Source organism: Frateuria defendens (assembly GCF_001182895.1).
GTDB classification, from domain to species: domain Bacteria; phylum Pseudomonadota; class Gammaproteobacteria; order Xanthomonadales; family Rhodanobacteraceae; genus Frateuria_B; species Frateuria_B defendens.
Map to the genome: position 1 here is coordinate 20,461 of NZ_LFQR01000030.1, position 23,948 is coordinate 44,408.

The 23,948-nt window shown below is 69.2% G+C and carries 23 protein-coding genes and 1 tRNA gene; 11 read left to right on the plus strand and 13 right to left on the minus strand.

Annotated elements, in window-relative coordinates:
• Positions 1-7: 7 nt before the first annotated feature.
• A complete protein-coding gene (locus ACH65_RS04585) occupies positions 8-1,054 on the minus strand; it encodes a helix-turn-helix domain-containing protein (RefSeq protein WP_049621409.1) in 1,047 nt (348 codons plus the stop codon).
• Positions 1,055-1,208: 154 nt separating this feature from the next.
• Positions 1,209-1,577: a hypothetical protein gene (locus ACH65_RS04590; protein WP_049621410.1), complete on the minus strand. Its 369-nt coding sequence runs from the start codon at positions 1,575-1,577 to the stop codon at positions 1,209-1,211.
• A gap of 139 nt (positions 1,578-1,716) precedes the next feature.
• Between ACH65_RS04590 and ACH65_RS04595 the strand changes: the two genes are divergently transcribed.
• Entirely contained in the window at positions 1,717-2,271 is a 555-nt protein-coding gene (locus tag ACH65_RS04595) for a two-component regulator propeller domain-containing protein (protein ID WP_049621411.1), read from the plus strand.
• A gap of 83 nt (positions 2,272-2,354) precedes the next feature.
• Complete coding sequence (locus tag ACH65_RS19665) at positions 2,355-2,624, plus strand: hypothetical protein (RefSeq protein ID WP_161805588.1); 270 nt, start codon at positions 2,355-2,357, stop codon at positions 2,622-2,624.
• Between the two features lie 115 nt (positions 2,625-2,739).
• Here ACH65_RS19665 and ACH65_RS04600 read toward each other — a convergent pair whose 3' ends face one another.
• The 5 genes from ACH65_RS04600 to ACH65_RS04620 form a co-directional block, all read right to left on the minus strand.
• Positions 2,740-4,317, minus strand: coding sequence for an MFS transporter (locus ACH65_RS04600; RefSeq protein ID WP_049621412.1), 1,578 nt, complete (start codon positions 4,315-4,317; stop codon positions 2,740-2,742).
• A gap of 4 nt (positions 4,318-4,321) precedes the next feature.
• Positions 4,322-5,362, minus strand: coding sequence for an HlyD family secretion protein (locus ACH65_RS04605; protein ID WP_202594144.1), 1,041 nt, complete (start codon positions 5,360-5,362; stop codon positions 4,322-4,324).
• 476 nt (positions 5,363-5,838) lie between these two features.
• The gene (locus ACH65_RS04610; RefSeq protein ID WP_049621413.1) at positions 5,839-8,124 is read right to left on the minus strand and encodes a xanthine dehydrogenase family protein molybdopterin-binding subunit; all 2,286 of its coding nucleotides are present in this window, start codon (positions 8,122-8,124) and stop codon (positions 5,839-5,841) included.
• Positions 8,121-8,612: a (2Fe-2S)-binding protein gene (locus ACH65_RS04615; protein ID WP_049621414.1), complete on the minus strand. Its 492-nt coding sequence runs from the start codon at positions 8,610-8,612 to the stop codon at positions 8,121-8,123. The genes ACH65_RS04610 and ACH65_RS04615 overlap by 4 nt, the downstream gene beginning before the upstream one ends.
• Complete coding sequence (locus ACH65_RS04620; RefSeq protein WP_049621415.1) at positions 8,609-9,874, minus strand: c-type cytochrome; 1,266 nt, start codon at positions 9,872-9,874, stop codon at positions 8,609-8,611. The genes ACH65_RS04615 and ACH65_RS04620 overlap by 4 nt, the downstream gene beginning before the upstream one ends.
• A gap of 229 nt (positions 9,875-10,103) precedes the next feature.
• On the opposite strand from ACH65_RS04620, the gene ACH65_RS04625 reads away from it, so the two are divergent.
• Entirely contained in the window at positions 10,104-11,039 is a 936-nt protein-coding gene (locus ACH65_RS04625) for a LysR family transcriptional regulator (protein WP_049621416.1), read from the plus strand.
• On the opposite strand, the gene ACH65_RS04630 is transcribed toward ACH65_RS04625, so the two are convergent.
• Together ACH65_RS04630 and ACH65_RS04635 are read right to left on the minus strand one after the other, a co-directional pair.
• Positions 10,997-12,127 carry an FAD binding domain-containing protein gene (locus ACH65_RS04630; protein ID WP_049621417.1) on the minus strand — a complete coding sequence of 377 codons (1,131 nt, stop codon included), beginning with the start codon at positions 12,125-12,127 and terminating at the stop codon, positions 10,997-10,999. The two genes, ACH65_RS04625 and ACH65_RS04630, sit on opposite strands and share 43 nt — an antisense overlap.
• A gap of 13 nt (positions 12,128-12,140) precedes the next feature.
• Positions 12,141-13,337, minus strand: a complete 1,197-nt coding sequence (locus tag ACH65_RS04635) for an MFS transporter (protein ID WP_049621418.1) — start codon at positions 13,335-13,337, stop codon at positions 12,141-12,143.
• 382 nt (positions 13,338-13,719) lie between these two features.
• Here ACH65_RS04635 and ACH65_RS04640 point away from each other — a divergent pair, with 382 nt between their 5' ends.
• Both ACH65_RS04640 and ACH65_RS04645 read left to right on the plus strand, forming a co-directional pair.
• Positions 13,720-14,151: an OsmC family protein gene (locus tag ACH65_RS04640; protein WP_049621419.1), complete on the plus strand. Its 432-nt coding sequence runs from the start codon at positions 13,720-13,722 to the stop codon at positions 14,149-14,151.
• Positions 14,152-14,227: 76 nt separating this feature from the next.
• Entirely contained in the window at positions 14,228-14,746 is a 519-nt protein-coding gene (locus ACH65_RS04645) for a Dps family protein (RefSeq protein ID WP_049621420.1), read from the plus strand.
• A 158-nt stretch (positions 14,747-14,904) separates the two neighbouring features.
• Here ACH65_RS04645 and ACH65_RS04650 read toward each other — a convergent pair whose 3' ends face one another.
• A complete protein-coding gene (locus tag ACH65_RS04650) occupies positions 14,905-15,234 on the minus strand; it encodes an antitoxin Xre/MbcA/ParS toxin-binding domain-containing protein (protein ID WP_237561443.1) in 330 nt (109 codons plus the stop codon).
• Positions 15,235-15,278: 44 nt separating this feature from the next.
• A complete protein-coding gene (locus ACH65_RS19670; protein ID WP_153242483.1) occupies positions 15,279-16,118 on the minus strand; it encodes a hypothetical protein in 840 nt (279 codons plus the stop codon).
• 292 nt (positions 16,119-16,410) lie between these two features.
• On the opposite strand from ACH65_RS19670, the gene ACH65_RS04660 reads away from it, so the two are divergent.
• Entirely contained in the window at positions 16,411-16,632 is a 222-nt protein-coding gene (locus ACH65_RS04660) for a hypothetical protein (protein ID WP_049621423.1), read from the plus strand.
• Positions 16,633-16,857: 225 nt separating this feature from the next.
• On the plus strand, positions 16,858-17,298 hold the full coding sequence (locus tag ACH65_RS04665) for a hypothetical protein (RefSeq protein ID WP_153242484.1): 441 nt from the start codon (positions 16,858-16,860) through the stop codon (positions 17,296-17,298).
• A 167-nt stretch (positions 17,299-17,465) separates the two neighbouring features.
• Here ACH65_RS04665 and ACH65_RS04670 read toward each other — a convergent pair.
• A tRNA-Pro gene (locus ACH65_RS04670) sits at positions 17,466-17,542 on the minus strand.
• A 151-nt stretch (positions 17,543-17,693) separates the two neighbouring features.
• Between ACH65_RS04670 and hisS the strand changes: the two genes are divergently transcribed.
• Both hisS and ACH65_RS04680 read left to right on the plus strand, forming a co-directional pair.
• Complete coding sequence (gene hisS / locus ACH65_RS04675; RefSeq protein WP_049621425.1) at positions 17,694-19,085, plus strand: histidine--tRNA ligase; 1,392 nt, start codon at positions 17,694-17,696, stop codon at positions 19,083-19,085.
• A gap of 124 nt (positions 19,086-19,209) precedes the next feature.
• Entirely contained in the window at positions 19,210-21,102 is a 1,893-nt protein-coding gene (locus ACH65_RS04680) for an HAL/PAL/TAL family ammonia-lyase (RefSeq protein WP_049621426.1), read from the plus strand.
• Positions 21,103-21,202: 100 nt separating this feature from the next.
• Here the strand turns inward: ACH65_RS04680 and ACH65_RS19675 are convergent, their stop codons facing one another.
• Positions 21,203-22,327, minus strand: a complete 1,125-nt coding sequence (locus ACH65_RS19675) for a hypothetical protein (protein WP_153242485.1) — start codon at positions 22,325-22,327, stop codon at positions 21,203-21,205.
• A gap of 386 nt (positions 22,328-22,713) precedes the next feature.
• Here ACH65_RS19675 and ACH65_RS04685 point away from each other — a divergent pair, with 386 nt between their 5' ends.
• Both ACH65_RS04685 and hisG read left to right on the plus strand, forming a co-directional pair.
• Positions 22,714-23,049, plus strand: coding sequence for a YerC/YecD family TrpR-related protein (locus ACH65_RS04685; protein WP_049621427.1), 336 nt, complete (start codon positions 22,714-22,716; stop codon positions 23,047-23,049).
• Positions 23,046-23,942, plus strand: coding sequence for an ATP phosphoribosyltransferase (hisG, locus tag ACH65_RS04690; RefSeq protein WP_049621428.1), 897 nt, complete (start codon positions 23,046-23,048; stop codon positions 23,940-23,942). The genes ACH65_RS04685 and hisG overlap by 4 nt, the downstream gene beginning before the upstream one ends.
• Positions 23,943-23,948: the final 6 nt, after the last annotated feature.

Genomic DNA, 23,948 nt, shown 5'->3' on the forward strand with positions numbered 1-23,948 from the left:
GCGCGGCCTATGGCGCAGGCGCGGCATGCTGGCGTCGCCAGCCGCCCGGTGTGATCCCGGCCCAGGCCGAGAACACGCGGGTGAAATGGCTCTGGTCGGCGAAGCCGCAGGCGTAGGCCACGTCCGCCAGGGGCATCGCGGTATCCGCCAGCAGTTCCTTGGCCCGCTCGACGCGGTACCAGCGCAGCCAGCGGTAGGGCGGCATGCCCGTGCACTGGCGGAAGCCGCGCACGAAGCGTCCGGTGGAGAGCCGGCATGCGGCGGCAATGGCCTCCAGGTCCAGGCTGTCGTCCAGGCTGGCGGCCATCAGCTCCTTGGCCCGCTGCACCTGCCAGGGCACCAGTCCGGGTGCGGCGGCGCGGCGCGCGGGCGGCGCCGGCAGCGGCATGCCGAGGTAGCGATGGCCGATGTGCGCGAGCAGTGCACAGACGAGGTGGTGGACGTAGAGCGGCTCGACCGCCTCCGTCGCGGCGAGGGTGGGGAGCAGGGACTGGCCCAGGCCCTTGAGCACCGGGTCGTCGCAGACCGGCTCCCGTTCTAGGCGGATGCCTTGCGGCGCCTGGGCGGCGCCCTTCGCCACGAAGGCGAACAGCGCCGGCGCGGGGATCACGAAGTGGAGCAGGTCGAAGGGTCCCGCCAGCGCGAACCGCATCGGCGAGCCCAGCCCGTAGAGCAGCGAGTGGCCGGGGCGGATGGCCGGCAGCTCGACCGGGTGCGCGCCCACGCGCACCTCGCAGGGCGACATCGCGGCGAGCGCCAGGCTCATCATCAGCGGCACGTGGGAGGGCATCGCCACGTCCACCCGCGTCCCTCGCTCCTCCGAGCGCAGCCGCGCGATGTGGATGGAGGAGCCGCCGCCGACGGGGACCACCAGGGTGGGGCAGGCATCCAGGCCGAACCATTCGGTGGCATGGGTGCGCGGCTGCGGAGGGCCGTCCCCCCGCATCGCGCCGCGGGGCCGGGCCGGCGGCGCGGCGGAGGCCGGCTGCGGTGCCGCGTGGTGCAGGCTTGCGGGCGAGTCCAGAGCGACTCCGAGCGGATAATCGTCGTCCACGTGCGTTCCATCTGTCGCCGGAGGCCATCGCGAAGGACGCAGGGTCCATGGCCAGCATGCCGGACATGGTGGCGGGCGCCCGGCGCCGGCGGAATTCCCTGTTAGCGCGCCGTGCGACACCCCCATTCGGGTAAGCGGCCGCGCGCGGACAGCTTCAGGGTCTCGTGCGGATGCGCAGCACCTTGCGCCCGAACAGCCTGGCATCGAGGGCGTAGGCGCCCGGGCCCAGCAGCCACAGCGAGGCGGCCGCGCCCAGCAGCACGGCGGCATGCAGCCGTCCGTCGATGCCGGCGGGAAGCAGCGCGAGCCGCAGCACGAGCGCGCCGGCCAGCAGGCAGCCGAGCCGGGTCAGCACGCCCAGCATGCAGCAGGCCATGGCGAGCGATGCGGCCAGCCAGGCGAGCGGGCTGGCCGGCGGCCGTTCCAGCAGGCCGGCAAGCACGCCCGCCGCCACCGCGGCTCGCAGCAAGAGCAGGCCGCAGCCGGCGACACCGGCGGGATAGGTTGGCAGTATGTTGCGCACCGCTACACGGTACGCGTTGCCGCCGGCGGCGTGATTCCCCTGGACAGAGGCGTTATGCGTCACCCTTTTGGGGTATATCCAGGGTTGGTGGCGGCCGGTAGCAAGGGGCATGGTTTTTCGAAGTGGAAACAAGCCGGGCATGAGCTTCATCCGCACCATCGCGACGGCGCTGTTTTGGAGCGCCACACTCGGCGTGTCCGTGGCGCATGCCTGGGCGGAAACGGATACCGCGCAAGCCTTGAGCATCGGCCAGTACTACCACACGGCCTGGACGGTGAAGGAAGGCGCGCCGGGGCAGGTCAACGCGCTGGCGCAGACCAAGGACCACTACCTCTGGCTCGGCACCGAGACCGGCCTCTACCGCTTCGATGGCGCCGCCTTCGAGCAGGTGGAGCCGCAGGGCGAGCTGCCGCTGCCGCCTATCCAGTCCCTGCACGCCTCGCCCGACGGCGACCTGTGGATCGGCTTCGTGCGCGGCGGCATCGCGCGGCTGTCGCACGGCGTGCTCAAGCGCGTGCCGGTGGCCGTGGCCGAGGCGCAGCGCGGCACGGTCTTCAGCATCGCCACGGCCGCGGACGGCACGGTGTACTTCGCCGCAGGCACCGGGAAGCTGCTGCTCTTCGCTGCCGTAGCGGTCAAGAACTCATCAGGCTCATGCCGGGCTGAAATTGGACCTGGTTCTTCGCTGCCATGACACTTCCTCCGTCTCATCAGGAGGTTGCAGCCTCTACCCGCGCCGTATCATCGGATGCGACTCGTGGGGAATCAGGACGCGGCTTGATCAGGACATCCAAAAAAGCCCATCCAGAGGATGGGCTTTTTTTATCAATCAGTTTTGACAGGTTGGGCAGGCATCTGCCGGCTTCGCATAAAAGCTGGTGCCAAAAAAGATTTCAAGCAACTGCTGCAACATTGAATATCTCCTTGAAAGTTAAAGCAAAAAGCAGAACAAATAACGACAGCGCCAACCCTGCCGGGCATGAGGCGCTCCCTAGACTTCTCATCGAAGTCGAAGGCATTAACCGCCACCTCCACACTTCTGAGTAAACATACACAATGCGGTATGGAAAAAAAAGTTTGCCGGTCTCTCTCAATTGCCCCATGCGTATTTTCTTATCGGATGGTCCTCGGAGCGATCCGCATGGGAGGTGGATGTAGTGCGCTAACCGCTCGGCGCCGGGCGCAGCATGGCGATGATGACGAGGGCGACGGCCGCGGCGCCGGCGGTGAGCAGGAAGCCGTCGGCATAGGCCAGCGTCTGCGCCTGGCGCTCGACCGCGCCGTCGAGGAGGGCGAGGCTGCGCGCGCCGTTGGCGGGGCCGACCAGGCCGTGGCCTTCCAGCAGCTCGCGGGTGTAGCCGGCCAGCCGCGCGGCGGTGGTGCCGTCGCCGCTGGCGACGTGCTGGCCGATCAAGTTGGAGTGCAACTGGCTGGCCTTGCGCGTGTAGGTCTGCAGGATGGCCGAGGCGACCTCGCCGCCGAACAGGCGCACGGTCTGCACGATGGCGCCGAAGGTCAGCACCTGCATCGGCCGCAGGTGCTGCACCAGGAAGTACACCAGCGAGGTCAGCAGCATGGTCTGGCCCACCGCCTGCACCAGCAGCGGCGCGATGAAGTCGGGCTCGGTCCAGGTCGCATCCACCCGTGCCGCCGCCAGGTTGGCGAAGAGGATCAGCACCATGCCCGCGCCGAGCAGGTAGCGCGCGTCCCAGCGCTTGAGCAGCAGGCCCACGCAGGGGCCGATGATCACCTGCGGCAGGGCGATCCACAGCAGCACCGAGCCGATCTGCTGCGGCCGGAAGCCGGTCACCGCGATCAGGAACTGCGGCACCAGGAAGTTGCTGCCCAGCACCAGCAGGCGCGCGATCACCAGGATGCCCAGCAGCTCCATCACGTTGCGCTGGAGCAGGAAGCCGAACTCGATGTCCGGTCGCTGGCAGGTGTACTCGTGCACCGCGAAGGCCAGCAGCAGCCCGCCGCCGGCGACGAAGAGCCCCACGATCAGGCCGGAGTTGAGCCAGTCCAGGCGGTTGCCCTGGTCCAGCGCCGCGTAGATCAGGGTGAAGCCCAGGCCCGCAAAGGCCATGCCCCAGTAGTCGCCGTGCCCGTGCTCGGCGTACTTGATCGGCTCCTTCGGCACACCGAACACGACGCAGGCCAGGATGGCGATCGCGAGCAGGGCGTTCTGCCAGAAGATCCAGGCCCAGCCGGCGTGGTCGATGTACCAGCCTTCCAGCGTGGCGGCGATGTTGAGCGACAGCTCCAAGTTCATCGCATAGGCGGCGATGCCGAAGGCCCACAGCGGCTTGGGCAGGCTGCGCAGCACGAAGCCGATGGTCAGCGGGATGAAGGTGCCCGAGCCGAGCCCCGCCGCGCATTGCAGCGCGAGAAACACCGGCAGGTTGGGCGACCACGGCAGCAGCAGTTCGGACAGCCCGAACACCACGGTGCCGGCCAGCAGCACGCGGCGCGCGCCCAGCACGAAGCCCGCCCACGCGGCCAGTGGTCCCACCAGCATCTGCGCGCAGCTGAAGGCGGTGGTGATCCAGGCCCGCTCGTCCACGCTGGCGCCCAGCACGCCGCCGATGTCGGCCAGCCCGAAGCCGGTCAGCCGGTTGGTGAGGGTGGAGGCCAGCGCCGCCAGCATCACCGCCAGCAGGCCGACCCAGGGGCGCGGCGAGCTGACCTGCCATGCCTCCGGGATGTGCAGGCGCCGCGCGAGGGGCCCGAGCGCGGGCATGGCTTCAGCGACCCGCGCGGGTGTCGATGGTGGCGACCACCGACATGCCCGGGCGCAGCAGCGCCTGTTGCGCGGGGGAGGCCGGGTCGAGCAGGATCTTCACGCCGAAGCGCTGCACCACCTTGGTGAAGTTGCCGGTGGCGTTGTCCGGCGGCAGCAGGGCGAAGCGCGAGCCGGAGGCGGGCGACCAGCTCTCGACGTGCCCGTGCAGCACCAGGTCGGGGAAGGCGTCCACGTGCACCTCCGCGGGCTGCCCGGCGCGCACCCGGGTCATCTGGGTCTCCTTGTAGTTGGCCACCACCCACGCCCGCGGCAGCGCGACCAGGGACAGGAGCTGGGTGCCGGCCGCCACGTACTGGCCCGCGCGTACCTGGCGCAGGCCGACCATGCCGTTCTCGGGCGCCACGATGCGGGTGTAGCCGAGGTTGATGCGGGCCAGCGCCAGCGCCGCCTGCTGCTGCTCGACCGCGGCGGCGGCGGCGCCCTGTTGCGCGCGCAGCGTGTCCAGCTGGCGCTGCGTGGCCAGCAGCCCGGCCGCCTGCTGGCTGCGCAGGGCGCCGGCCTGGCGGCTGCCGCTCTCGGCCTGGTCCACCGCCTGGCGCGAGGCGTAGTAGCCGCCCTGGAACAGGTCGCGCTGGCGCTGCGCCTCGCGCTGGCTCAGGTCGGCGCTGGCCGTGGCGGCGCTGACCCCGGCGCGCGAGGCGGCGATGTTCGCCTGCTGCTGGTCCACCTGCCGCGCCAGCACCTCCAGCGTGGCGCGGTTCTGGTCCAGCGCGGCCTGCGCCTGCGCCGCCTGGGCGCCGTAGTCGCCGTCTTCCAGCTCCACCAGCAGCTGGCCGCGATGCACGCGCTGGAAGTCGTCGACCAGCACGCGGCGCACGTAGCCGGGCACGTGCGCCGACAGCGGCGTGACGTCGCTCTCCAGGTAGGCATCGTCCGTGCTCTGGTGCGCGGCCAGCCCGACCCAGGCGTTCCAGCGGTTGGCGAACAGCCACAGCAGCGCCAGGGCCAGGACCAGCACCGCGACGCGGACGGCGATCCACAAGCGTTGCCGCTTGCCGGGTTCGGCCTGCGGCGCAGGCGCTTGGGGGGCGTTGGGCGGAGTCGGGGTATCGGCAGGCATGCAGTGAGGTGATTGAGGATGGAATGGGCGACAGGGTGGCCGGCAACGCTACGGCCTATGCAAGGGCGTCGCCGATCCGCCGGCCGGATGGCGCGGACCTTGCCCGAAACGGTCGCTGCACCGGCCATCTTGGCGCGACCGGGGCCGGCGCGTCATTACCCAAACGGGTTACCGGTGCGGCGGGCGCTCGTGCCGGGGTACGGCATGCGGGCCTGCGAAGTGAGGCGTCGGACGGGCGATACTTGCGCGACCCTCGGCTCGTTCGCGTCCGCGCAGGAAGCCGAGGCGCCGGGGCAATCACGCAGGCGGCTTCGCCGTGCCTTGGGCGCGGCGATGACGCCCCTCGCCAGAGCCACCTGTTCAAGCATGCCGCCGGCCCGTTCTGCGGGCGGCCCCGATCACGCGAACAATGGCGAATCCTGCCGCGCGAGGGGCAGGTGGAGTGGCCTGTGCCCGGTGATGCGCTTGATCGCGTTGACCAGGGCGGCGGCGGTCGGCCCCTGGGCGATCTCCGCGGCGCCCAGGAAGGCATGCCCGGGGCGGTCGATCATCTGCACGTCGATGGCGACGGGCGCCTGGGGGAAACGCAGGATCGGATAGCTGGACCAGTCCACGCTGCGCACGCCGCCTTCGCCGATCAGCACCTGCTCATAGAGCGTCCAACTGGAGGACTGCACGATGCCGCCCTCGATCTGGTTCCTGAGGCCGTCGGGGTTGACGATCTGGCCGCAGTCCACGGCCGCCACCGCGCGCACGATCTGGACCGAGCGCGCCTGCTTGTCGAGCTTCACCTCCAGGGCGATGGCGCAGTAACCCATCAGGTTCTTGTACTGGGAAAAGGCGAACCCCACGCCGTGCCCGTCGGGCAGGGCCTGGCCGCCGTTCCAGCCGAAACGGTCGGCCGCGCGCTGGATCACTTCACGCGCGCGGGCGTCGTCCAGGTGGCGCAGCCGGTACGCCACCGGGTCCTGGCCGAACCGCTCGGCCAGCTCGTCCATGGCGCTCTCGATCGTCACCACGTTGATATGCCCGCCGAGCGAGCGCATCGCCGAGGTGCGGAACGGCATCTCGGTGACGAAGTGCATGTCCACCCGCACCGAAGGAATGCGATAGAGCGGGACCGCGTTGCGGTCGGCATCGCCCTCCGGCTGCGGAATGGGCGCGGAGGGCGCCGAGGCCACCGGCCTGGCCAGCAGGCGGGCGGGGATCAGCCGCCCGGCGTTGACGATGCGCTCGTTATGAGGCGTGCTCCATAGCGCATGCCGCCATGCCTGCAACTGCCCGGCCTCGTCCGCGAACGCTTCGAGCTCGGTGAGCATGGCGGGGCCGAGCGGCTCCCAGGCGGCCTCCTGGTCGCGCATCCATTGCACTCTTACCGGGCGGCCGGGCGTGCGGAAGGCCAGCAGGGCCGCGTCCGCCGCCGCGTCGTCTGCGCCGTTGTGGCCGTAGCAGCCCGCGCCCTCGACGTGGATGCAGCGCAGCTTGTCCTTGGGCAGGCCGAGCCACTCGGCCAGTCCGGCGCGTAGCGGGAACACGCCCTGCGTATGCGTCCACACGGTGAGCATGCCGTCGCGGTATACGGCGACCGCGCAGGAGGGGCCGATGGAGCCGTGGATGACGTACTGCTTGCCGAACCCCACGCTCAGCGTGGCGGGCGAGGGCGCGGCGGGCGCTGCATCGGGCGCCGCGTGCTGGCTCTGCCGCACCGGCCCGTTGCCCTCGCGGGTGGTGACGTAGATGCGCTGCGGCAATGCCTTGAGCGCCGCATGGATGGTGTCGTTGCCGGGGTAGCGGCGGGTGCTCCGCCAGCGGGCCGCCTCGCGCAGCGCGCGCATGGCCTGGACGGCCTGCCATTCGCGCTCGGCGAGCACGGCGAGGTAGTTGCCGTCGCGCACCACCTTCACCACGCCCGGCATGGCCTCGACCGCGCGGGTGTCCACGCTCTCCAGTTGTGCGGAGGCATCGGGCGGGCGCACCACGCGGGCGTGGAGCATGCCTTCCAGGCGCATGTCCTGCACGTAGGCGGCGCCGCCGGTGACCTTGGCGGGAATGTCCACGCGGGGGATGGCGTGGCCGATGTAGCGGAAGGTCGACGGGTCGCTGTCGGGCGAGACCGGCTTGGCCCGCTGGTGCAGGTCCACGCCCTCGGCGGCCTGCTCGTAGGTGAGCTGGCGCCCGTCGGCCGCGACGATCACGCCGTCGTGGAGCGCGAGTTCCCGGGCCGGCACGCCCAGCTTGGCCGCGGCGGCGTCGAGCAGCATCTGGCGCACCTGCGCGGCGGCGTGGTAGATGGCCGTGCCGCCGTCGGCCATGGTGTGGCTGCCCGCCGTGTAGCCTTCGTCGGGTGTCAGCGCCGTGTCGGCGGTGACGAAGGTGAACCGTTCGAGCGGCATCGCCAGCTGGTCGGCGGCCACCTGCCACAGGGCCGTGCGCACGCCGGTGCCCAGCTCCACCTTGCCGCTGCAAACGGTGACGCCCCGCGCGTCGATCTTGATCCAGGCGTCGAGCACGGGCTCGATCTTCAGGTCGCCGGGGAGGTCGGGGGCCAGGATGGTGGCGCCCAGCGTGTTCTCCTGCCCCGCGAAGGCACGCCACGAGCCGAGCAGCGCGAAGCTGACCATTAGGCCGCTGCCGGCGAGGAAGGCGCGCCGGCCCTGGTCGATCGGTGCGTCGCTGCGTTTCATGCGGAGACCTTCTGCGGGCCGGCGCCCGGCAGCCGTCCTTGCGCCGCCACCTCGCGGATGGCGGCCAGGATGCGCATGTGCGTGCCGCAGCGGCACAGGTTCGGGCTCATGTGCTCGCGGATCTGCTGCTCGCTCGGGTGCGCGACGGTCTCCAGCAGGGCCTGCGCGCGCATGATCATGCCGGCGATGCAGTAGCCGCACTGCACGGCCTGGTGATCGATGAACGCTTTTTGCAGGGGGCCGGGCCGCTCGACCGTTCCCAGGCTCTCGACCGTGCGCACCGGGCGGGCGCCGACCGAGGACACCGGGAACAGGCACGAGAACACCGGCCGCCCGTCGACCAGGACGGTGCAGGCGCCGCACTGGCCCATGCCGCAGCCGAACTTCGCGCCGTTGAGCTTGAGGTCGTCGCGGAGCACGTAGAGCAGCGGCGTTTCGGGCGCGACGTCCAGGCGGTGCGCCTCGCCGTTGACGTGGAGTTCGATCATGGGCGGTTCTCCCGGAGGTGGGCCACCTGTTCGTCCAGGCCGGACCAGGGCGCGGCGTGCGGCGCGGTGGAGCGCAGGTAGGCGACGACGTCGGCGATCTGCCGGTCGTTCAGGACATCGGCGAACGGCGGCATGTAGGTCGTGCTCCCGGGCTGCGACGGCCACGCCAGCCCCTCGCGGATCGTCATGACCGCGTTGCGCGGCGAGGGGCCGAAGACGGCCGAGCTCATCGCCAGGGCCGGGCGGCCCATGGCGCCGCGCATCGGCGAGCCCTCGCCGTGGCATTCCGCGCAGGCGCCGGCGAAGACCTGCCTGCCGCGGTCGATGCGCTGGTCCTGGTCGCCCGGCGGCGCGGGGGGCTCGACGGTACGCAGCGGTTTTTGCAGCGTGAGCAGGTATGCCGCGATGGCCTGCACGTCCTCGCGTGGCACGCGGCCCAGGTTCTCGGTCACGGGGCGCATGGGCCCGGCGGCGGCGCCGTGTTCGCTGGCGAGGCCGGTGCGCAGGTAGTCGACGATCTGCCCGGCGGTCCAGGGCTGCGGTGCGGCCGCCAGCTGGTCCAGGGCCGGCGCCGACCAATCGTCCACCACGCCGCCCTGCATGGATTCGCGGTGCTTCTCGCCGCCGATGACGCCCAGCGGCGTGTGGCACGAGGAACAGTGGCCCAGGCCCTCGACGAGGTATCTGCCGCGCTCCGCGGGAGCATCGCCGGTGGCCGGCTCCGGACCTTCCCGCAGGTACAGGAGGTTCCAGAACGCGAGCGACGGGCGAAAGCGCAACGGCAGCGGCAGCTCGTTGCGGCGCGCCGGCGCATGGACCGGCGTGCGGGTCATGAGGAAGGCGTAGGCGGCGCGCAGGTCCTCGTCGGTGACCTTGGTGTAGTGGATGTACGGAAAGGCCGGATACAGCAGATGGCCGTCGCGCGAGACGCCTTGGCGCATCGCGCGACGGAAAGCCTCGAAGGACCACTCGCCGATGCCCGTTCCGCGGTCGGGCGTGATGTTGGTGGTGTAGAGGGTGCCGAAGGGCGTCTTAAGCGGCAGGCCGCCCGCATAGGCGCGGCCGCCCGGCGCCGTGTGGCACACCACGCAGTCGCCCAGGGCGACGATGCGCTCACCCTGGGCGACCAGCGCCGGCGACAGTGCGACGTCGGGCCGCGCCACCGGAGCGATGGCCGGCTTGATGGCCAGCGCGAGAAACAGGCCGATCCCGATGAAGCCGGCCGCGCCGATGCCCGCCAGGATCTTCTGCCGTCTGTTCATAGGCGTCTCCTGAGCCGCGCACTACGGGGGGGAAGGCGTCCTGACTACGAGGATCGACATGGCGTGAGTAGACGGGGCGGCGCCTGCGCGGAGAATCCCCCGTTCGAGGCATCGCGCATTGCGTAAGATGGGTAATTCGGCTCGGCGCCGTGCGTCACGGCGCGCCTTGCCCGCATGCGCCTTCCGGGCGAGTCCTTGTCTTGCGTTGTGTATGGAGTTCGGAGTTCCGATGGACCGCTTGTCGACGCTGCAGATTCTGGTCGCGGTGATGGAGGCGGGGTCCTTTTCCGCCGCGGCCAAGCGCTTGGGGCTGGGGCAGCCGGCGGTGTCGAAATCGGTCGCGCAGCTGGAGCGGCACCTTGGCACGCGCCTCTTCGTGCGCACCACGCGGGGCCTCAACCCCACCGGGCCGGCGCGCCTCTACTACGAGCACGCGCGCCAGGCGCTGCTGCACGTGGACGAAGCCGAGCTGGCCGCGCGCGGGGAGGGCGCGGCCCTGGCGGGTGTGCTGCGGGTGAGCTCCCCGGTGACCTTCACGCGGATGCAGATCATCCCCCGGCTCGGGCCGTTTCTCGCCGCGCATCCCGGGCTGGCGCTGGACATCGTGCTCGACGACCGGCACGTCGACCTGCTCCGGGAAGGCGTGGACATGGCGCTGCGCGTCGGCTCCCTGGACGATTCCTCGATGACGGCGCGCCGCCTGGCCCGCTCGCGGCGGGTCGTGCTGGCCTCCGCCCGCTACATCGAACGCCACGGCGTGCCGCGCGAGCCGGCGGACCTCGCGCGGCATGCCTTCGTGATCTACACGCAGTCCCGGACGCCTCGCAGCCTCAAGCTCCGGCGCGGCGAGGAGAGCGTGCAGGTGCCTCTCGACGGCCGCCTCACCGTCAGCGCCGCCGAGGGCCTGCGCGAAGCGGTATTGGCCGGCCTCGGCATGGCCTCGATCTCGACCTGGGTGTTCGCCGAGGAGCTGGCTCGGGGCGAGGTGGTGGAGGTGCTGGGCGACTGGTCCCAGCCGCCGGTGGATGCCTGGGCGGTCTACCCGTCCGGGCATCTGCCCTCCGCGAAGGCCAGGGCCTTCGCGGACTACGTGGAGCAGTTGCTCGCGCCGGACGCGGTCGCTCACGGCGACATCGACAGCGAGCGGCCAAGACGGCGCCCGTAGTCGACCATGGCCCGGCCCTGCGGCAGGCGGGCGCGTTCGTAGGCGGCCAGCGCCTCGTCCACGGGGCGGCCGTCCAGCGCGGCGGCCAGCGCCATCGCATCGCCGGCGGCCTTGGCCACGCCCATCGCCGTGTGCGGCCGCGCGATGAAGGCGGCATCGCCGAGCAGCGCGATCCGCTGGCGCACCATGCGCGGGGTTTCGTACTCGTAGATCGGCTGCACGAACGGCTGCGCCTGTGCCGCCACGGCGGCCGCGAACTGGGGCGGGAGCTGCGCGCGGGCATCGGCCTGCAACGAGGCGCGGATGTCCGCGGGCAGCTCGCCGGGGCCGAGCGACAGCGCGCCGGCGCGCCCTGCATGGGCCAGCAGGTCCTGCAACGCCTCGGGCGACAACGGGCGATACCACACCCAGTTGTAGCGTCGCTCGCCTACGGCGGTCTCACCCTCGGCGCCGGGTATCAGGTAACCCAGGGCGTGCATCCCGCGGCCATTGTGAAAAGCCATGCGCCCAAAGAGCTCGCCCGCGGCGTCCGGCGGCATGGCCGCCTCGGGCACCAGACCGCGCCATGCCGCGTAGCCGACATAGTCGGGGCGGATGCGCTCCTCCGCCCCGTTGCCGGCCACGAGGCCGCGGACCATGGAGCCCTGGCCGTCGGCGCCGATCAGCAGGTCGAACCCGAACGCGCGGCCGTCTTCCAGCACGACCTGCACGCCGTCGGGGGACGGCACGGCTTCGCCGACCGTGGCGCCGGTGAGGTAGAGGTGCTCGGGCAGCAGCTTGCGGAAGCCGTCGTAGAGCAGGTCCCAGGACATCTGCATCTGCGGGCTGGCCTCGCGCGAGGTCACCGCGCCGTGCGCGTCCAGCATGATGCGCTCGGCGGCCCACACACCCTTCTCCGCCAGGCGGGGCAGCCCCACCTGGCGGAGGATGCGCGTTACCGGCTCCTGCACCACCAGGCCGGCGCCCCGCCGGGCCAGACCATGGCGGGCGCGTTCCATCACGGTGACCCGGTGCCCCTGCCGTGCCAGGAGGACGGCCGCGAACAGGCCGCCCACCGAACCCCCTACCATACCAATGCGAAGACTCATGGCTCGGCCCTCCTCACTGCACCGTGTGGGCCAGGCGGCCGCTGCGACCGCGCAGCAGGCTCACCGCGAGCGCGCCTACCGGCAGCACGCCGCCGAGAATCGAGACGCCCGCCCAGCCGTAGTGGTGCCAGGCCGCCGAGGAGAGCAGCGAGCCCAGCGCGCCGCCCACGAACATCACCGTCATGAACAGGGCGTTGAGGCGGCTCTTGTACTCCGGGTGCAGGCCATAGATGACGTGCTGGTGGGAGACCAGGGCGATCTGCACGCCGAAGTCCAGCACCACCACGCCGGCGACCAGCCCCCACAGGCTCGACCAGGTGCCGAAGATCGCCCAGGCCGCGAGGGTCGCGACCGCGCCCAGCGCGATGACCGGCGCCGGCCCCCTGCGATCGGCGACGCGGCCGGCGACCGGCGCCATCGCCACGCCCACTGCGCCCACGATGCCGAACAGGCCCGCGGCGGCGGCGCCGAGGTTGAGCGGCGGCTGGGCCAGGCGCAGGGCGAGCGTGGTCCAGAAGGCCGAGAACGAGGCGAACAGCAGTGCCTGCGTCACCGCCGCGCGGCGCAGCACCGGCTCGCCTGCCCACAGCTTGCCCAGGGAGGCCAGCAGCTGGCCGTAGCGCAGGGGCTGGCGCGGGTGGTGGGCCGGCAGCGAACGCCCCATCAGGATCGCGCCCATCAGAGCAATCGGCACGGCCAGCCAGAACATGGTGCGCCATCCGCCCAGGCTGGACACCACGCCCGCCAGGGTGCGGCTGAGCAGGATGCCGGTGAGCAGGCCGCTCATGACGCTGCCGATGGCCGCGCCGCGCTTCTCCGGCGCGGCGAGGATCGCGGCGAACGGCACGATCTGCTGGGCGACCGTGGACGCCGCGCCCACCAGCACCGAGGCGACGGCCAGCGCGGCCAGGCCCGGGGCCAGCGCCGCCACCATCAGGGCCGCGGCCAGCACCAGGAACTGCACGACGATCAGGCGGCGGCGCTCCAGCATGTCGCCGAGCGGCAGCAGGAACAGCAGGCCGACCGCATAGCCCAACTGGGTCAGGGTGGGGATCCAGCCGCCGACGCGCGGGTCGCCCAGGCTGTTGCCCATGACGCCCAGCATGGGCTGGTTGTAATAGATGTTGGCTACCGCGAGGCCCGACGCCAGGGCCATGGCGAAGAGCGTTGCCCTGGACAGGTGCGGTGAGGGTGCGGGATGGCTGGACATGGCGAATTCCAAATCAAGGAGAACGGCCGGCATGCTAGGGAGCGCGTCGCCGCCGCAGAACCGGGGTGGCGGGAACATCAGTCATTCCGGGCGGGAATGGCTTGAACGTGGCGCCCGCCGCGATGGCGGGGCGATCAAGCGGAACGTGGCGCGCGCGTGCTTCGCGCAGGCGCGCGCCCTCCGTTCCGGGCATGCCGATTCACCCGTTTGGGGGTGGTGCCGAGCGATGCGCGCGCGGCAGGCTGTGACGCGAATCTTGGACGGCGCCGGCCGTTCTGGTACGTGGTGCAGCGGCATCGTCTCCGCCGCGTACAAGAGCACACGGGCGCAAGACCCCAGGATCGGGCGCATTGGGGCGGCGCGGCCGCCGAGGAGCAGCGACATGAAGATCACCCGCACCGCATCGGTGGCCTGGCAGGGCGGCATCCGCGACGGCCAGGGCGCCATCACCACCGAGAGCCACGCGCTGGACGGCTACCCCTACGGCTTCGGCAGCCGCTTCGAAGGCAAGGCGGGCAGCAACCCCGAGGAGCTCGTGGCCGCGGCGCACGCCGGCTGCTTCACCATGGCGCTGTCGCTGCTGCTGGGGCAGGCCAAGCTGGCGCCGGAGAAGATCGAGACCCGCTGCGCGGTGACGCTGGAGCAGCTCGCCGACGGCTACGCCATCACCGCCTCGCACCTGACGGTGCGGGCGGCGGTGCCGGGCGCGGACGCGGCGACCTTCCTGCGCATCGCCCGCGAGGCCGAGGCGGGCTGCCCCGTCTCCAAGCTGCTCAAGGCCGAGATTTCCCTGGACGCGGGGCTGCTGGCCTAGCCGCGCGCCGCCGCGTCATTCCCCGGCGGCGCGGGCCCGGCCCCGTCGCCTTCCACCCCCTGCAACGGGAGCCATCATGGGCAAGCAAGACACGCTGGCGCGGCGCAAGGCGCCGCTGCACACGCGCAGCAATTTCTCCGACGACACCGTGGCCAACCTGAGCGGCGGGCTCAACGCCCTGCTGGCGGACGTGCTCGCGCTCTACCTGAAAACCAAGAACTTTCACTGGCACATGTCCGGCCCGCACTTCCGCGACTTCCACCTGCTGCTGGACGAGCAGGGCGTGGAGATCATCGGCATGGTGGACGAGATCGCCGAGCGCGTGCGCAAGCTGGGCGGCACCACGGTGCGCTCCGTCGGCCACGCTTCGCGCCTGCAGCGCCTGTCGGACAACGACGCCGATTTCGTCACGCCCTCCGACATGCTGGCCGAGCTGCGCGAGGACAACCTGCGCCTCGCGGCCTCCATGCGCGAGACGCACGCGCTGTGCGACGAGAGCGGCGACGTGGCGAGCGCGAGCCTGCTGGAGAACTGGATCGACCAGGCCGAGCGGCGCACCTGGTTCCTGTTCGAGGCGACCCGCCAGTCCGCCTGACGCGCGAGGCGGGCACGGCCGCGGCCATGAGCCGCGGCCGTCTTGGCGTGCCCGGCGATGCGTCGTGCCCGATGAGCGGGGCAGGGCGGCGCTCGGTGCGGTGAGGCGAGCCCGGCTATGGCGCCCCATTCTCCGGGGCGCCATGCCTCCAATCACTATCAGTAGGCCATCGGCGTGCGGATCGAGCCGCTGCCGGCCTCGACGCCGCCGAGGCCGGCCACCAGCTCCCACACCGCGTCCTCGTCGCCGTCGGCCAGCGCCTCGCAGGCGCTCTTGCCGCCGAGCGCGCGCTGGTGCATGCACATCCAGCGCGCGGCGCGCGGGCGGTCGCCGATGCTTTCGAGCAGCAGCTGCGCGATCGAAGGGTGGCGATGCTCCAGCACCAGCAGGGCGTTCTGTATCGCCTTTTCCAGCAGACGCTGCAGGTGCGCGATCTCCTCGGCGGCGGTTGCGTAGGCTTGCGTGCTCGCGGCGAGGTCCCGTTCCACGCGCGCCATCGTGGACGCAGCGCCTGCCTCCGGGCGTCGCGCGCTCATCCGCGTTCCCCGCGCAGGATCGCGGTGAGGAAAGCCATCACGCGCCCGCTCTGCCCACGCAGCACGAGCTGCTCGGCGGTGAAGCCGCCCAGTTCCTCGATGCACACCCGCCGGAACCAGGCCAGCGCCGTGCCGGGGTCGGGCTCGATCGCCACGGCGACCTGGATGATGGTGAGGGCATCGGGCGCCAGGCCGAAGACCATCGCTTCGGCGTGCTCGCCAGGGGGCGCAAGTGCGGCGGCCTCGGCCATCGCGGTATCGGGCCGCCTGGGCGCGGCCGCTGCGAACGAGACGATGTTCGGGGGCGTTCGGGTCATGGCCTGGTCTCTCCTGTGGGCGGGAGGATGGATCGCTCGCCTTTCGGTTTCCTTGCAGGCGCAGCCGTGGCGAACCGCCCGCCGAGGCGCGGCTCGCTCACCGTATATGCCCAGGTTAGGCGCAGCCGGCGCGGGCTTATTGATCGCTACGGCGCTTTTTGCCGATGCCGGCTGACAGGGTGCCGGCAAGGGGTGATGGCGCAGTGACATGTCCTGCACGCGCAATGTGGCGGTAAGGTCGGCGCTGGGCGCGGTTCCTGTCGGTTGGAAACTGGTGGCAGGCAGTGTGACCACGCCAGAGGCCATGTCGTAAGTGCCTGCCAGAGTGGGGGCCGCTCCGGCTTGCGGCAATGCAAAGCCTTTGAGCTGGCCGTTGGCCGCATCTTGATTCAACTGTTGCAGCAGTTGCGCATCCTGGGTGATGGCGGCGCGCAGCTGCGCTTCCTGATCCGGCGTGATGCCGGGTTGCGCTGCAAACAGGGCAATGGCGGCTTGCAGCTGGGTATTGGGATTGGCCATGGATTATTTACCCCCACCCACACTGATGGATTCGACGCAAAGATGCTGTAGCTTCGCGTCTGGGGCAGATGCCTCCGGCCGCTCAATAATTAGGACGCCATGACTCACACTCCCGTCGTGAACATGGCTTCAGCATCCTCCGCGGCCGTCGCAAATCACGCGACTTGCCACTGAGGTTCGACGCTAATCAGGAAGTGCGAAGGATGAGATTCTGGCTCGAATCATTGCCATCTTGGGCGTCATGCCATTTTCAACGACTACGGGGCCAGTAAGCGCGAATGATTTGCTGGTGATGAACGGAGCCAAGCAGACACCCTTCAAGGACTTCAAGGCTATAGGGGACTTCTTGAAGGCGCATCGAGTCCTCAAGTGGGAGGACGACATTGCTCGTCTTCTGGATGAGCAGCGGATATCCACGGAGGAGTTAAAGGAAGCTATGCCTAGGAGCGGCGAACTAGCCGGCCTTCTGGCATCCATAGGCAGGCGGAAGAAGAGGGTAGCCAAGGCCGGTTGATGCGAAAGCCACGCCGCTGGCGTTGCCTCGGCGTGGCACCCTTCCAAAGTTGAACCTGGCCTTTGCTGAAGCAAGGAGCATCCACAATGAAGTGTGATCTCTGCCATCAGGATGTACCGAAACTCTCGCGCTCCCACATCATTCCGAGAGCGTTGATGCTGTATGGACGGCAGAAAGAAGATAAGGCGCCGTTGTTGCTGATGCTGGCCGACCAGGATAAGCGGGTTGTTCGGAACCAAAGCGGCATCTACAGCGAAATCGTTTGCCCACTTGTCACCCCACGACGTGTTCAAGCATGTGGATGTGGGCGACTACCATGCGGAGCGCCTGCGACGAACACTCTTGTCGGCCGAGCCCACCGACCTATCGGACTATCAGGTGGTGCTTCGGGTTGTCCCAACGTTGGATGGCTCAGTCATCGTCTCCCCGTTCCGTGAAAAATGGGAAGGGGTGAATGCTTACCGGTTCTACTTCCCTCACATCACGGCCTTCGTCAAGGTCGATAGGCAACCGTTCAAGAGTGAGTTCCGTATCGGGCGGCTTGGAGCGCTCAGCCATCCGCATGCCATCGTGGCGGATCGCGTTTCACCGTCCGAGTGGCGCATGCTCGGGAAGGCCGTGTTCGGCCGGGATGCGGAGGTGGAACGATTCACGGCGAAGGGGTAGTCAGCGCAGGAGCATCGCGCGAGTCCGGCCAAATTTCGGCCCGGGCTTCAGACAAGCCGCAGCATGCCCGAGATATACCCCGGCCAATTTCCGGCCAAAAGGGCACGAAAAAGGCCCGCTTTTGAGGGCGGGCCTTTCATCGCCAAGCGTTGTAACTGCTTGAATCTTGGTCGGGGAGACAGGATTCGAACCTGCGACTTCTACGTCCCGAACGTAGCGCTCTACCAGGCTGAGCTACACCCCGTGGGAGCCGCGTATCTTAGTGGCCTTCTCGCGGCATGGCAACAGGGCGGCGAAGATTTTTCGCAGCGGGCGCGGCCGGGCTGCCGGCGCCCATCTGCTAACCTATAGGGCTGCCGTCCCACGGCTCTCCGTCATAGTCAGCAGAGGATTTCATGGCGCTTACCCAGGCCCGCACCATGCCCGGTGTGCTCGAGCTTTTGCCGCTCGACCAGATTGCCTTCCAGCGCATGCTGGACACGATCCGCCGCAACTACGAGCGCTTCGGCTTCCTGCCGGTCGAGACGCCGGTGATCGAGTACGCCGACGTGCTGCTGACCAAGACCGGCGGCGAGACCGAGCGCCAGGTGTATTTCGTGCAGTCCACCGGCGCGCTGAGCGCGGCCGACAAGAGCGGGGGCGAGAAGCCTGACCTCGCGCTGCGCTTCGACCTCACCGTGCCGCTGGCGCGCTACGTAGCCGAGCACGAGCACGACCTTTCCTTCCCGTTCCGCCGCTACCAGATGCAGCGCGTGTACCGCGGCGAGCGCGCCCAGCGCGGCCGCTTCCGCGAGTTCTACCAGTGCGACATCGACGTGATCGGCAAGGACTCGCTGTCCGTGCGCTACGACGCCGAGGTGCCGGCGGTGATCTACAGCGTGTTCCGCGAGCTGGACATCGGCCCGTTCACCATCCAGCTCAACAACCGCAAGCTGATGCGCGGCTTCTTCGAGAGCTTGGGAGTCGCCGACGGCGAGCGGCAGACCCTGGTGCTGCGCGAGGTGGACAAGCTGGACAAGCGCGGCGCCGACTACGTGCGCGACACGCTCACCGGCGAGGGCTTCGGCCTCTCCGCCCAGGTAGCGCAGAAGATCCTCGATTTCGTGCAGGTGCGCTCGACCTCGCTGGCCGACGCCTTCGCCAGGCTCGACGCGCTGGGCCCCGGCCCCGAGGCGATGGAGCAGGGCCGGGCGGAGCTCAAGGAAGTGCTGGGCCTGATCCGCGACTTCGGCGTGCCGGAGACGCACTACGCGCTCAACCTCTCCATCGCGCGCGGCCTGGACTACTACACCGGCACCGTCTACGAGACCACGCTCAACGAGCACCCGCAGATCGGCTCGATCTGCTCGGGCGGCCGCTACGACAACCTCGCCGGCCAGTACACCAAGTCGAAGCTGCCGGGCGTGGGCATCTCCATCGGCCTCACGCGCCTTTACTGGCAGCTGCGCGACGCCGGGCTCGTCAACACCGCGCAGAGCACGGTGGACGTGCTGGTGACGCAGATGGACGCGGCACAGCTGCCGGCCTACCTTGCCGTCGCCAACGAACTGCGCGCCGCCGGCATCGCCACCGAGGTGGTGCTGGAGGGCGGCAAGCTCGGCAAGCAGTTCAAGTATGCCGACCGCGCCGGCGTGCGCTTCGTGCTGGTGCTGGGCGAGGACGAGCTGGCCAAGGGCGTGGTCACGGTGAAGGACCTGCGCCGCGAGGACCAGTTCGAGGTGCCACGCAGCGAGCTGATCAAGACCCTGCGCGTGGAATTGGCGCAGGCCGAGGTCATCGGCGCCTGAGCTTGCACGGGCGCCGGCGAAGGCCGGCCCCGCGGCGCGAAGCCGGCACGGGCGGCGGCCTGGACAGGGTGTCCCGGTGCCGCGCCCGCCGCCCCACAACCCAACCGCCACGCGCGGAGCACGCATGACTGCCAAGACGATATGGCTGGACGGCAACAGTCTCACCCGTGAGCAACTGGTGGCGGTGGCGCGCGGCGGCGCGGCGGTGGAGCTCGATCCCGCCCAGCTCGAACACGTGCGGCGTGCGGCGGATTTCCTGGCCGAGAAGGTCAGCTGCGGCGAGCCCATCTACGGCGTCACCACCGGCTTCGGCAGCAACGCCGACAAGCTGCTCGGCGCGCACCGCCTGCGCGACGAATTGCCGGGCGGCCATCCGCACAGGCCCGAGGGCACGCTGCTGGAGGAGTTGCAGCACAACCTCATCACCACCCACGCCGTGTGCGTGGGCAAGCCGTTGGCCGAAGAGGTGGTGCGGGCGATGCTCGCCATCCGCATCAACACCCTGATGCGCGGCCACTCGGGCATCCGCGTGGAGACCTTGCAGGCGCTGGCCGCGCTGCTCAACGCCGGCGTGGTGCCGGTGGTGCCGGAGAAGGGCTCGGTGGGCGCCAGCGGCGACCTCGCGCCGCTCTCGCACCTGGCCATCGTGCTGCTGGGCGGCGGCGAGGCGTTCCACTTGGGCGAGCGGCTCCCGGGCGCCTTGGCACTGGCGCGCGCGGGGCTCGCGCCGATCCGGCTTTCCTTCAAGGAGGGGCTGGCACTCAACAACGGCACCGCGCAGATGCTCGCCACCGCGGTGCTGGCGCTGGATGCGCTCGAATACCTGCTCGACACCGCCGACCTCGCCGCGGCGATGACGCTGGACGCCTTCGCCGGCCGCAGCGGCGCGTTGCGGCCGGAGGTGCACGCGCTGCGCCCGCATCCGGGGCAGGCGGAGACGGCCGAGCATGTGCGTGGGCTGCTGGCCGGCTCGACCCTGCTCGACATTCCCTACCACCTGGTGCCGCGCTTCAAGCCGTGGTCAGCCGAGGCGTGGAGCGAGCCGGAGGATCAGGCGCTCAGCTTCGACATCGGCTGGGACTGGGTGCCGGCCAACCAGCGCCACGGGCGCGAGGCGTTCTACGCGCGCTTCCTGCCGTTCAAGGGCGGCAAGAAGCACCAGCCGCAGGACGCCTACTGCCTGCGCTGCATGCCGCAGGTGCACGGTGCGGTGCGCGATGCGTGGGCGCAGGCGTGCCGGGTGATCGACATCGAGCTGAACGCTGTCACCGACAACCCGCTGATCTTCCCGGACGCGGAAAACCCGCGCTTCATCGAGGACCAGGTGATCTCCGCCGGCCACTTCCACGGCATGCCGCTGGCGCTGGTCATGAGCTACGTGAAGGCGGCCATCCCGGTGCTGGCCTCGATCTCGGAGCGGCGGCTCGCCAAGCTGGTGGACCCGGCCACCAACGACGGCCTGCCGGCCTTCCTCACCGGCAACGAGGACGGCACCGATTCGGGCTTCATGATCGTGCAGTACACCGCCGCGGCCCTGGTCAACGACCTCGCCACGCGCGCGCACCCGGCCAGCGTCTACTCGGTGCCCACTAGCGCCAACGCCGAGGACCACGTCTCCATGGGCACCAACGAGGCGCGCCACGTGCTGGAGATGACCGAAGACCTCGGCCACGTGCTGGCGCTGGAGCTCTACACCGCCGCGCAGGCGCTGGACTTCCGCCAGGAGATGCTCAACGCAGCCCGCCGCCTGGCCGCGCGCGGCGACTGGCAGGCGCTGGCGGGCAAGATCGCCAATGCGCCGCGGGTGGATCACCCCAGGTACGCCCAGTTCGTCGATGAAGTGCAGGCACTGATGGCTGCGCTGGCCGCCGTCGGCGACTTCCACCCCGGCGAGGCGGTGCAGCGCGCCCATGCCAACCTGCGCGAGCAGATCGCCTTCATGCACCGCGACCGTGCGATGGACGGCGACGTGCGGGCCGTGTGCGAGCTGGTGCGGCGGCGGGCGTTTCGCGGCTGAGTGATGGTGCGTGCGGGCGGGTTGGCTGCTCCCGGCTGGCCTTCGGCCATTTACGCCTTGGGTCGAAGCCGGACATTGCTATCCGCTTATCGCCAACAGATCAATGAATAATCCAGGGATTCAAGGCGACGTGCTCTTTCGGCATAAAACTCGGGTTGCCGCCACTGAATACGAAATTGGATCGATAGGCCACATCTAGAACCCAGTGCGCAACTTGCTTTGCCTGCTTATGTGATAGCTTGAACTTGGATCCGTAGTATCTTGATAGGGCTGCTTCCGCGGCAGGGTACATGCGTTGAATTCGTGCATACATGCGGGCGTGCGAAGGCTCCGTGTGTGACCATTGCAGTAGTCCGTCGTCAACCTGTTTCTTGGAGTTGTAGGTATCACTTTCCGACAGGGCCCAGGGGCGATATGCAGCATTTCTCCAGATATGCTGGGAGTTCATACGAAGCCTGGCGGTGGGCTGCAGCGTGCCTTGCTCGGGCTCATAACCAAGTGTCTGGTCTAGAAGGCTGGCGAATTCTCTGACTTCTTTGGGCAGAATGCGTGGCGCTCTGGCCTTGCCTTGATCCGGCCAGAACTTGATCAGACAAGTTGATTGATAGCTGTTGCTGGTGGCCAAAAGTACCTGCCATTGGCCGAGCTGTTCGTAAGGCTCATCCACCACGATGATCCAAGGTTTTTGGGTGATTTTGGACCAAAATACGAGTGGCGTTCGCCAGCTACTATCAACCAAAGGTGAGTAGTGGTGTTGTGAGTTACTTTCAGTGACATCATCACGGAGTTGCGATGGCGTTACGTCATTCGGGAGAACGTAGAGCGAGTACATATCCCCACGCCAGCCAGCGCTATCAGAAGTTAGGACAATGCGCCCGGCAGGGGTGGCATCTTTGCCCCAATGAATCTTTGGGTTTGATGGGGCATTTTGACCGCCGCGCGGGCTTTCGAAGTGATCGGTTTCATCGGCGAGCGCGTCACCACCCGAGATATCTACATCCTTAGCGCCAAGTATCATCGTGCTGGACAGATGGTCTGGCAGTTGAAGGGGTGCATAAACGTATGTAGAGGTGGATGCGTACATGTGCTTAGCAATGGCCATTGCATCCACACATTCTGGCGCCGACACCTTGCCGGACATCCGGGGAGCGATTTGACTGCTTGGCGCTTCCCAGGAAACCAACAATGCAGATACCCCCAACAAAGCCGCGATTGTCCGTTTCATCTGGCCGCTCCTGTTTACATTAGTATGCAACAGCCTGGAGCGGTTCTGATGGCGTACAAAGGAAAAATCTGACGGTCACGTGGACGGAAAAACGTCCCTGCTCGTAGAGCCTTCGTGTCGACCGGGAGGAATGTAAAGGGGGCGCTATGGGTTGGGAGTGGACCTGACCGGAGTGCCGGGAAACCCCGCCTGTCAGCTGGTTGCAAGGCTTGCCGGCACCGGTCCACATCTGCGCCGTGGCCAGCCGTTTTGGAATTGGCGTTCAACCCGGCCGGCATCCGCGCACTGTGTCCCGATGCCGCATGAACCGCCCGCCGAGGCCGGCTTGCCGCGCTCCCGTCATGGCCTGTAAGATGCGCTCCATTGTGTTAGCGCGTTAGTACATTATGAAGCGTCGCTCGCTGGATCCCGAAACCCCGGCCGAGTCGGTCGAGCTCAGCCTCTGCGAGGCCCTGCTGTCGCTGAAAAGCGCCGACGAGATGCTGGCCTTCCTGCGCGACCTGTGCACGCCAGCGGAGCTGGAGGTGATGGTGGACCGCTGGCGGGTGGTGCCGTACCTGCTCGAAGGGCTGTCGTACCGGGAGATCCACGAGCGCACGGCGGTGAGCATCACCACCATCGGGCGGGTGGCGCGCTATCTGAACCAAGGCAACGGCGGCTACCTGGCCGCGGCGGCACGCGGCGCCAAGCGTCGCGCGGCAACGAGGAAAACAAGAACATGAAGACGCGCGATCGTTTGCGCATTGCGATGCAGAAATCCGGCCGGCTCACCGAGCCCGCGCTGGAGCTGCTCAAGCGCTGCGGGCTCACCTTCCGGCAGAGCCGCGACAAGCTGTTCTGCTTCGGCGAGGGCGAGCCGGTCGACCTGCTGCTGGTGCGCGACGACGACATCCCGGGGCTGATCGCGCAGGGCGTGTGCGACCTCGGCATCGTCGGCCGCAACGTGCTGGACGAATACCGCCTCACTGCCGGCCGCGACGACGCGGCGCCGCTGGCGGAATGGCGCGAGCTGGGCTTTGGTCGCTGCCGGCTCTCCATCGCCGTACAGCAGGAGATGGACTACCAGGGCCCGCAGCAGCTGGCCGGCCTGCGCATCGCCACCTCCTACCCGGGCCTGCTCGGCGAATGGTTGCGCACGAACGGCGTGGACGCCTCGGTGGTGACCCTGGCCGGCTCGGTGGAGATCGCGCCCAAGCTCGGCACTGCCGACCTCATCTGCGATCTGGTGCAGAGTGGCGGTACCCTGGTGGCCAACCAGCTGCGCGAGACCGATGTGCTGCTGGAGAGCGAGGCGGTGCTGGCCGGCCCCAAGGCGCTGCCCACCGACGAGCGCGGCGACCTGATCGAGCTGTTGCTCAAGCGGCTGGACGGCGTGATCCAGGTGCGCGAATCGCGCCTGCTGCTGTTGCAGACCTCGCGCCACACGCTGGATGCGGTGGTGCGCCTGCTGCCGGGCGGCCCGCAGCCGACCCTGCTGCCGGTGGCCGGGCAGCCCGACCAGCTGATGCTGCAGGCGCTGTGCGCCGGCGAGGTGAGCTGGCGCGAGCTGGAAGAGATCAAGAAGGCCGGCGCGCGCGAGATGTTCGTGCTGCCGGTGGAGAAGATGCTCGCCTGACGGCGG

What these genes read in the sequence shown, in the direction of transcription:
- ACH65_RS04595 (WP_049621411.1), top strand. Translation starts at nt 1,717, where the DNA reads ATGAGCTTCATCCGCACCATCGCGACGGCGCTGTTTTGGAGCGCCACA.
- ACH65_RS04600 (WP_049621412.1), bottom strand. Translation starts at nt 4,317, where the DNA reads ATGCCCGCGCTCGGGCCCCTCGCGCGGCGCCTGCACATCCCGGAGGCA.
- ACH65_RS04610 (WP_049621413.1), bottom strand. Translation starts at nt 8,124, where the DNA reads ATGAAACGCAGCGACGCACCGATCGACCAGGGCCGGCGCGCCTTCCTC.
- ACH65_RS04615 (WP_049621414.1), bottom strand. Translation starts at nt 8,612, where the DNA reads ATGATCGAACTCCACGTCAACGGCGAGGCGCACCGCCTGGACGTCGCG.
- ACH65_RS04620 (WP_049621415.1), bottom strand. Translation starts at nt 9,874, where the DNA reads ATGAACAGACGGCAGAAGATCCTGGCGGGCATCGGCGCGGCCGGCTTC.
- ACH65_RS04625 (WP_049621416.1), top strand. Translation starts at nt 10,104, where the DNA reads ATGGACCGCTTGTCGACGCTGCAGATTCTGGTCGCGGTGATGGAGGCG.
- ACH65_RS04630 (WP_049621417.1), bottom strand. Translation starts at nt 12,127, where the DNA reads ATGAGTCTTCGCATTGGTATGGTAGGGGGTTCGGTGGGCGGCCTGTTC.
- ACH65_RS04635 (WP_049621418.1), bottom strand. Translation starts at nt 13,337, where the DNA reads ATGTCCAGCCATCCCGCACCCTCACCGCACCTGTCCAGGGCAACGCTC.
- ACH65_RS04640 (WP_049621419.1), top strand. Translation starts at nt 13,720, where the DNA reads ATGAAGATCACCCGCACCGCATCGGTGGCCTGGCAGGGCGGCATCCGC.
- ACH65_RS04645 (WP_049621420.1), top strand. Translation starts at nt 14,228, where the DNA reads ATGGGCAAGCAAGACACGCTGGCGCGGCGCAAGGCGCCGCTGCACACG.
- ACH65_RS19670 (WP_153242483.1), bottom strand. Translation starts at nt 16,118, where the DNA reads ATGGCCAATCCCAATACCCAGCTGCAAGCCGCCATTGCCCTGTTTGCA.
- ACH65_RS04660 (WP_049621423.1), top strand. Translation starts at nt 16,411, where the DNA reads ATGAACGGAGCCAAGCAGACACCCTTCAAGGACTTCAAGGCTATAGGG.
- hisS (WP_049621425.1), top strand. Translation starts at nt 17,694, where the DNA reads ATGGCGCTTACCCAGGCCCGCACCATGCCCGGTGTGCTCGAGCTTTTG.
- ACH65_RS04680 (WP_049621426.1), top strand. Translation starts at nt 19,210, where the DNA reads ATGACTGCCAAGACGATATGGCTGGACGGCAACAGTCTCACCCGTGAG.
- ACH65_RS19675 (WP_153242485.1), bottom strand. Translation starts at nt 22,327, where the DNA reads ATGAAACGGACAATCGCGGCTTTGTTGGGGGTATCTGCATTGTTGGTT.
- ACH65_RS04685 (WP_049621427.1), top strand. Translation starts at nt 22,714, where the DNA reads ATGAAGCGTCGCTCGCTGGATCCCGAAACCCCGGCCGAGTCGGTCGAG.
- hisG (WP_049621428.1), top strand. Translation starts at nt 23,046, where the DNA reads ATGAAGACGCGCGATCGTTTGCGCATTGCGATGCAGAAATCCGGCCGG.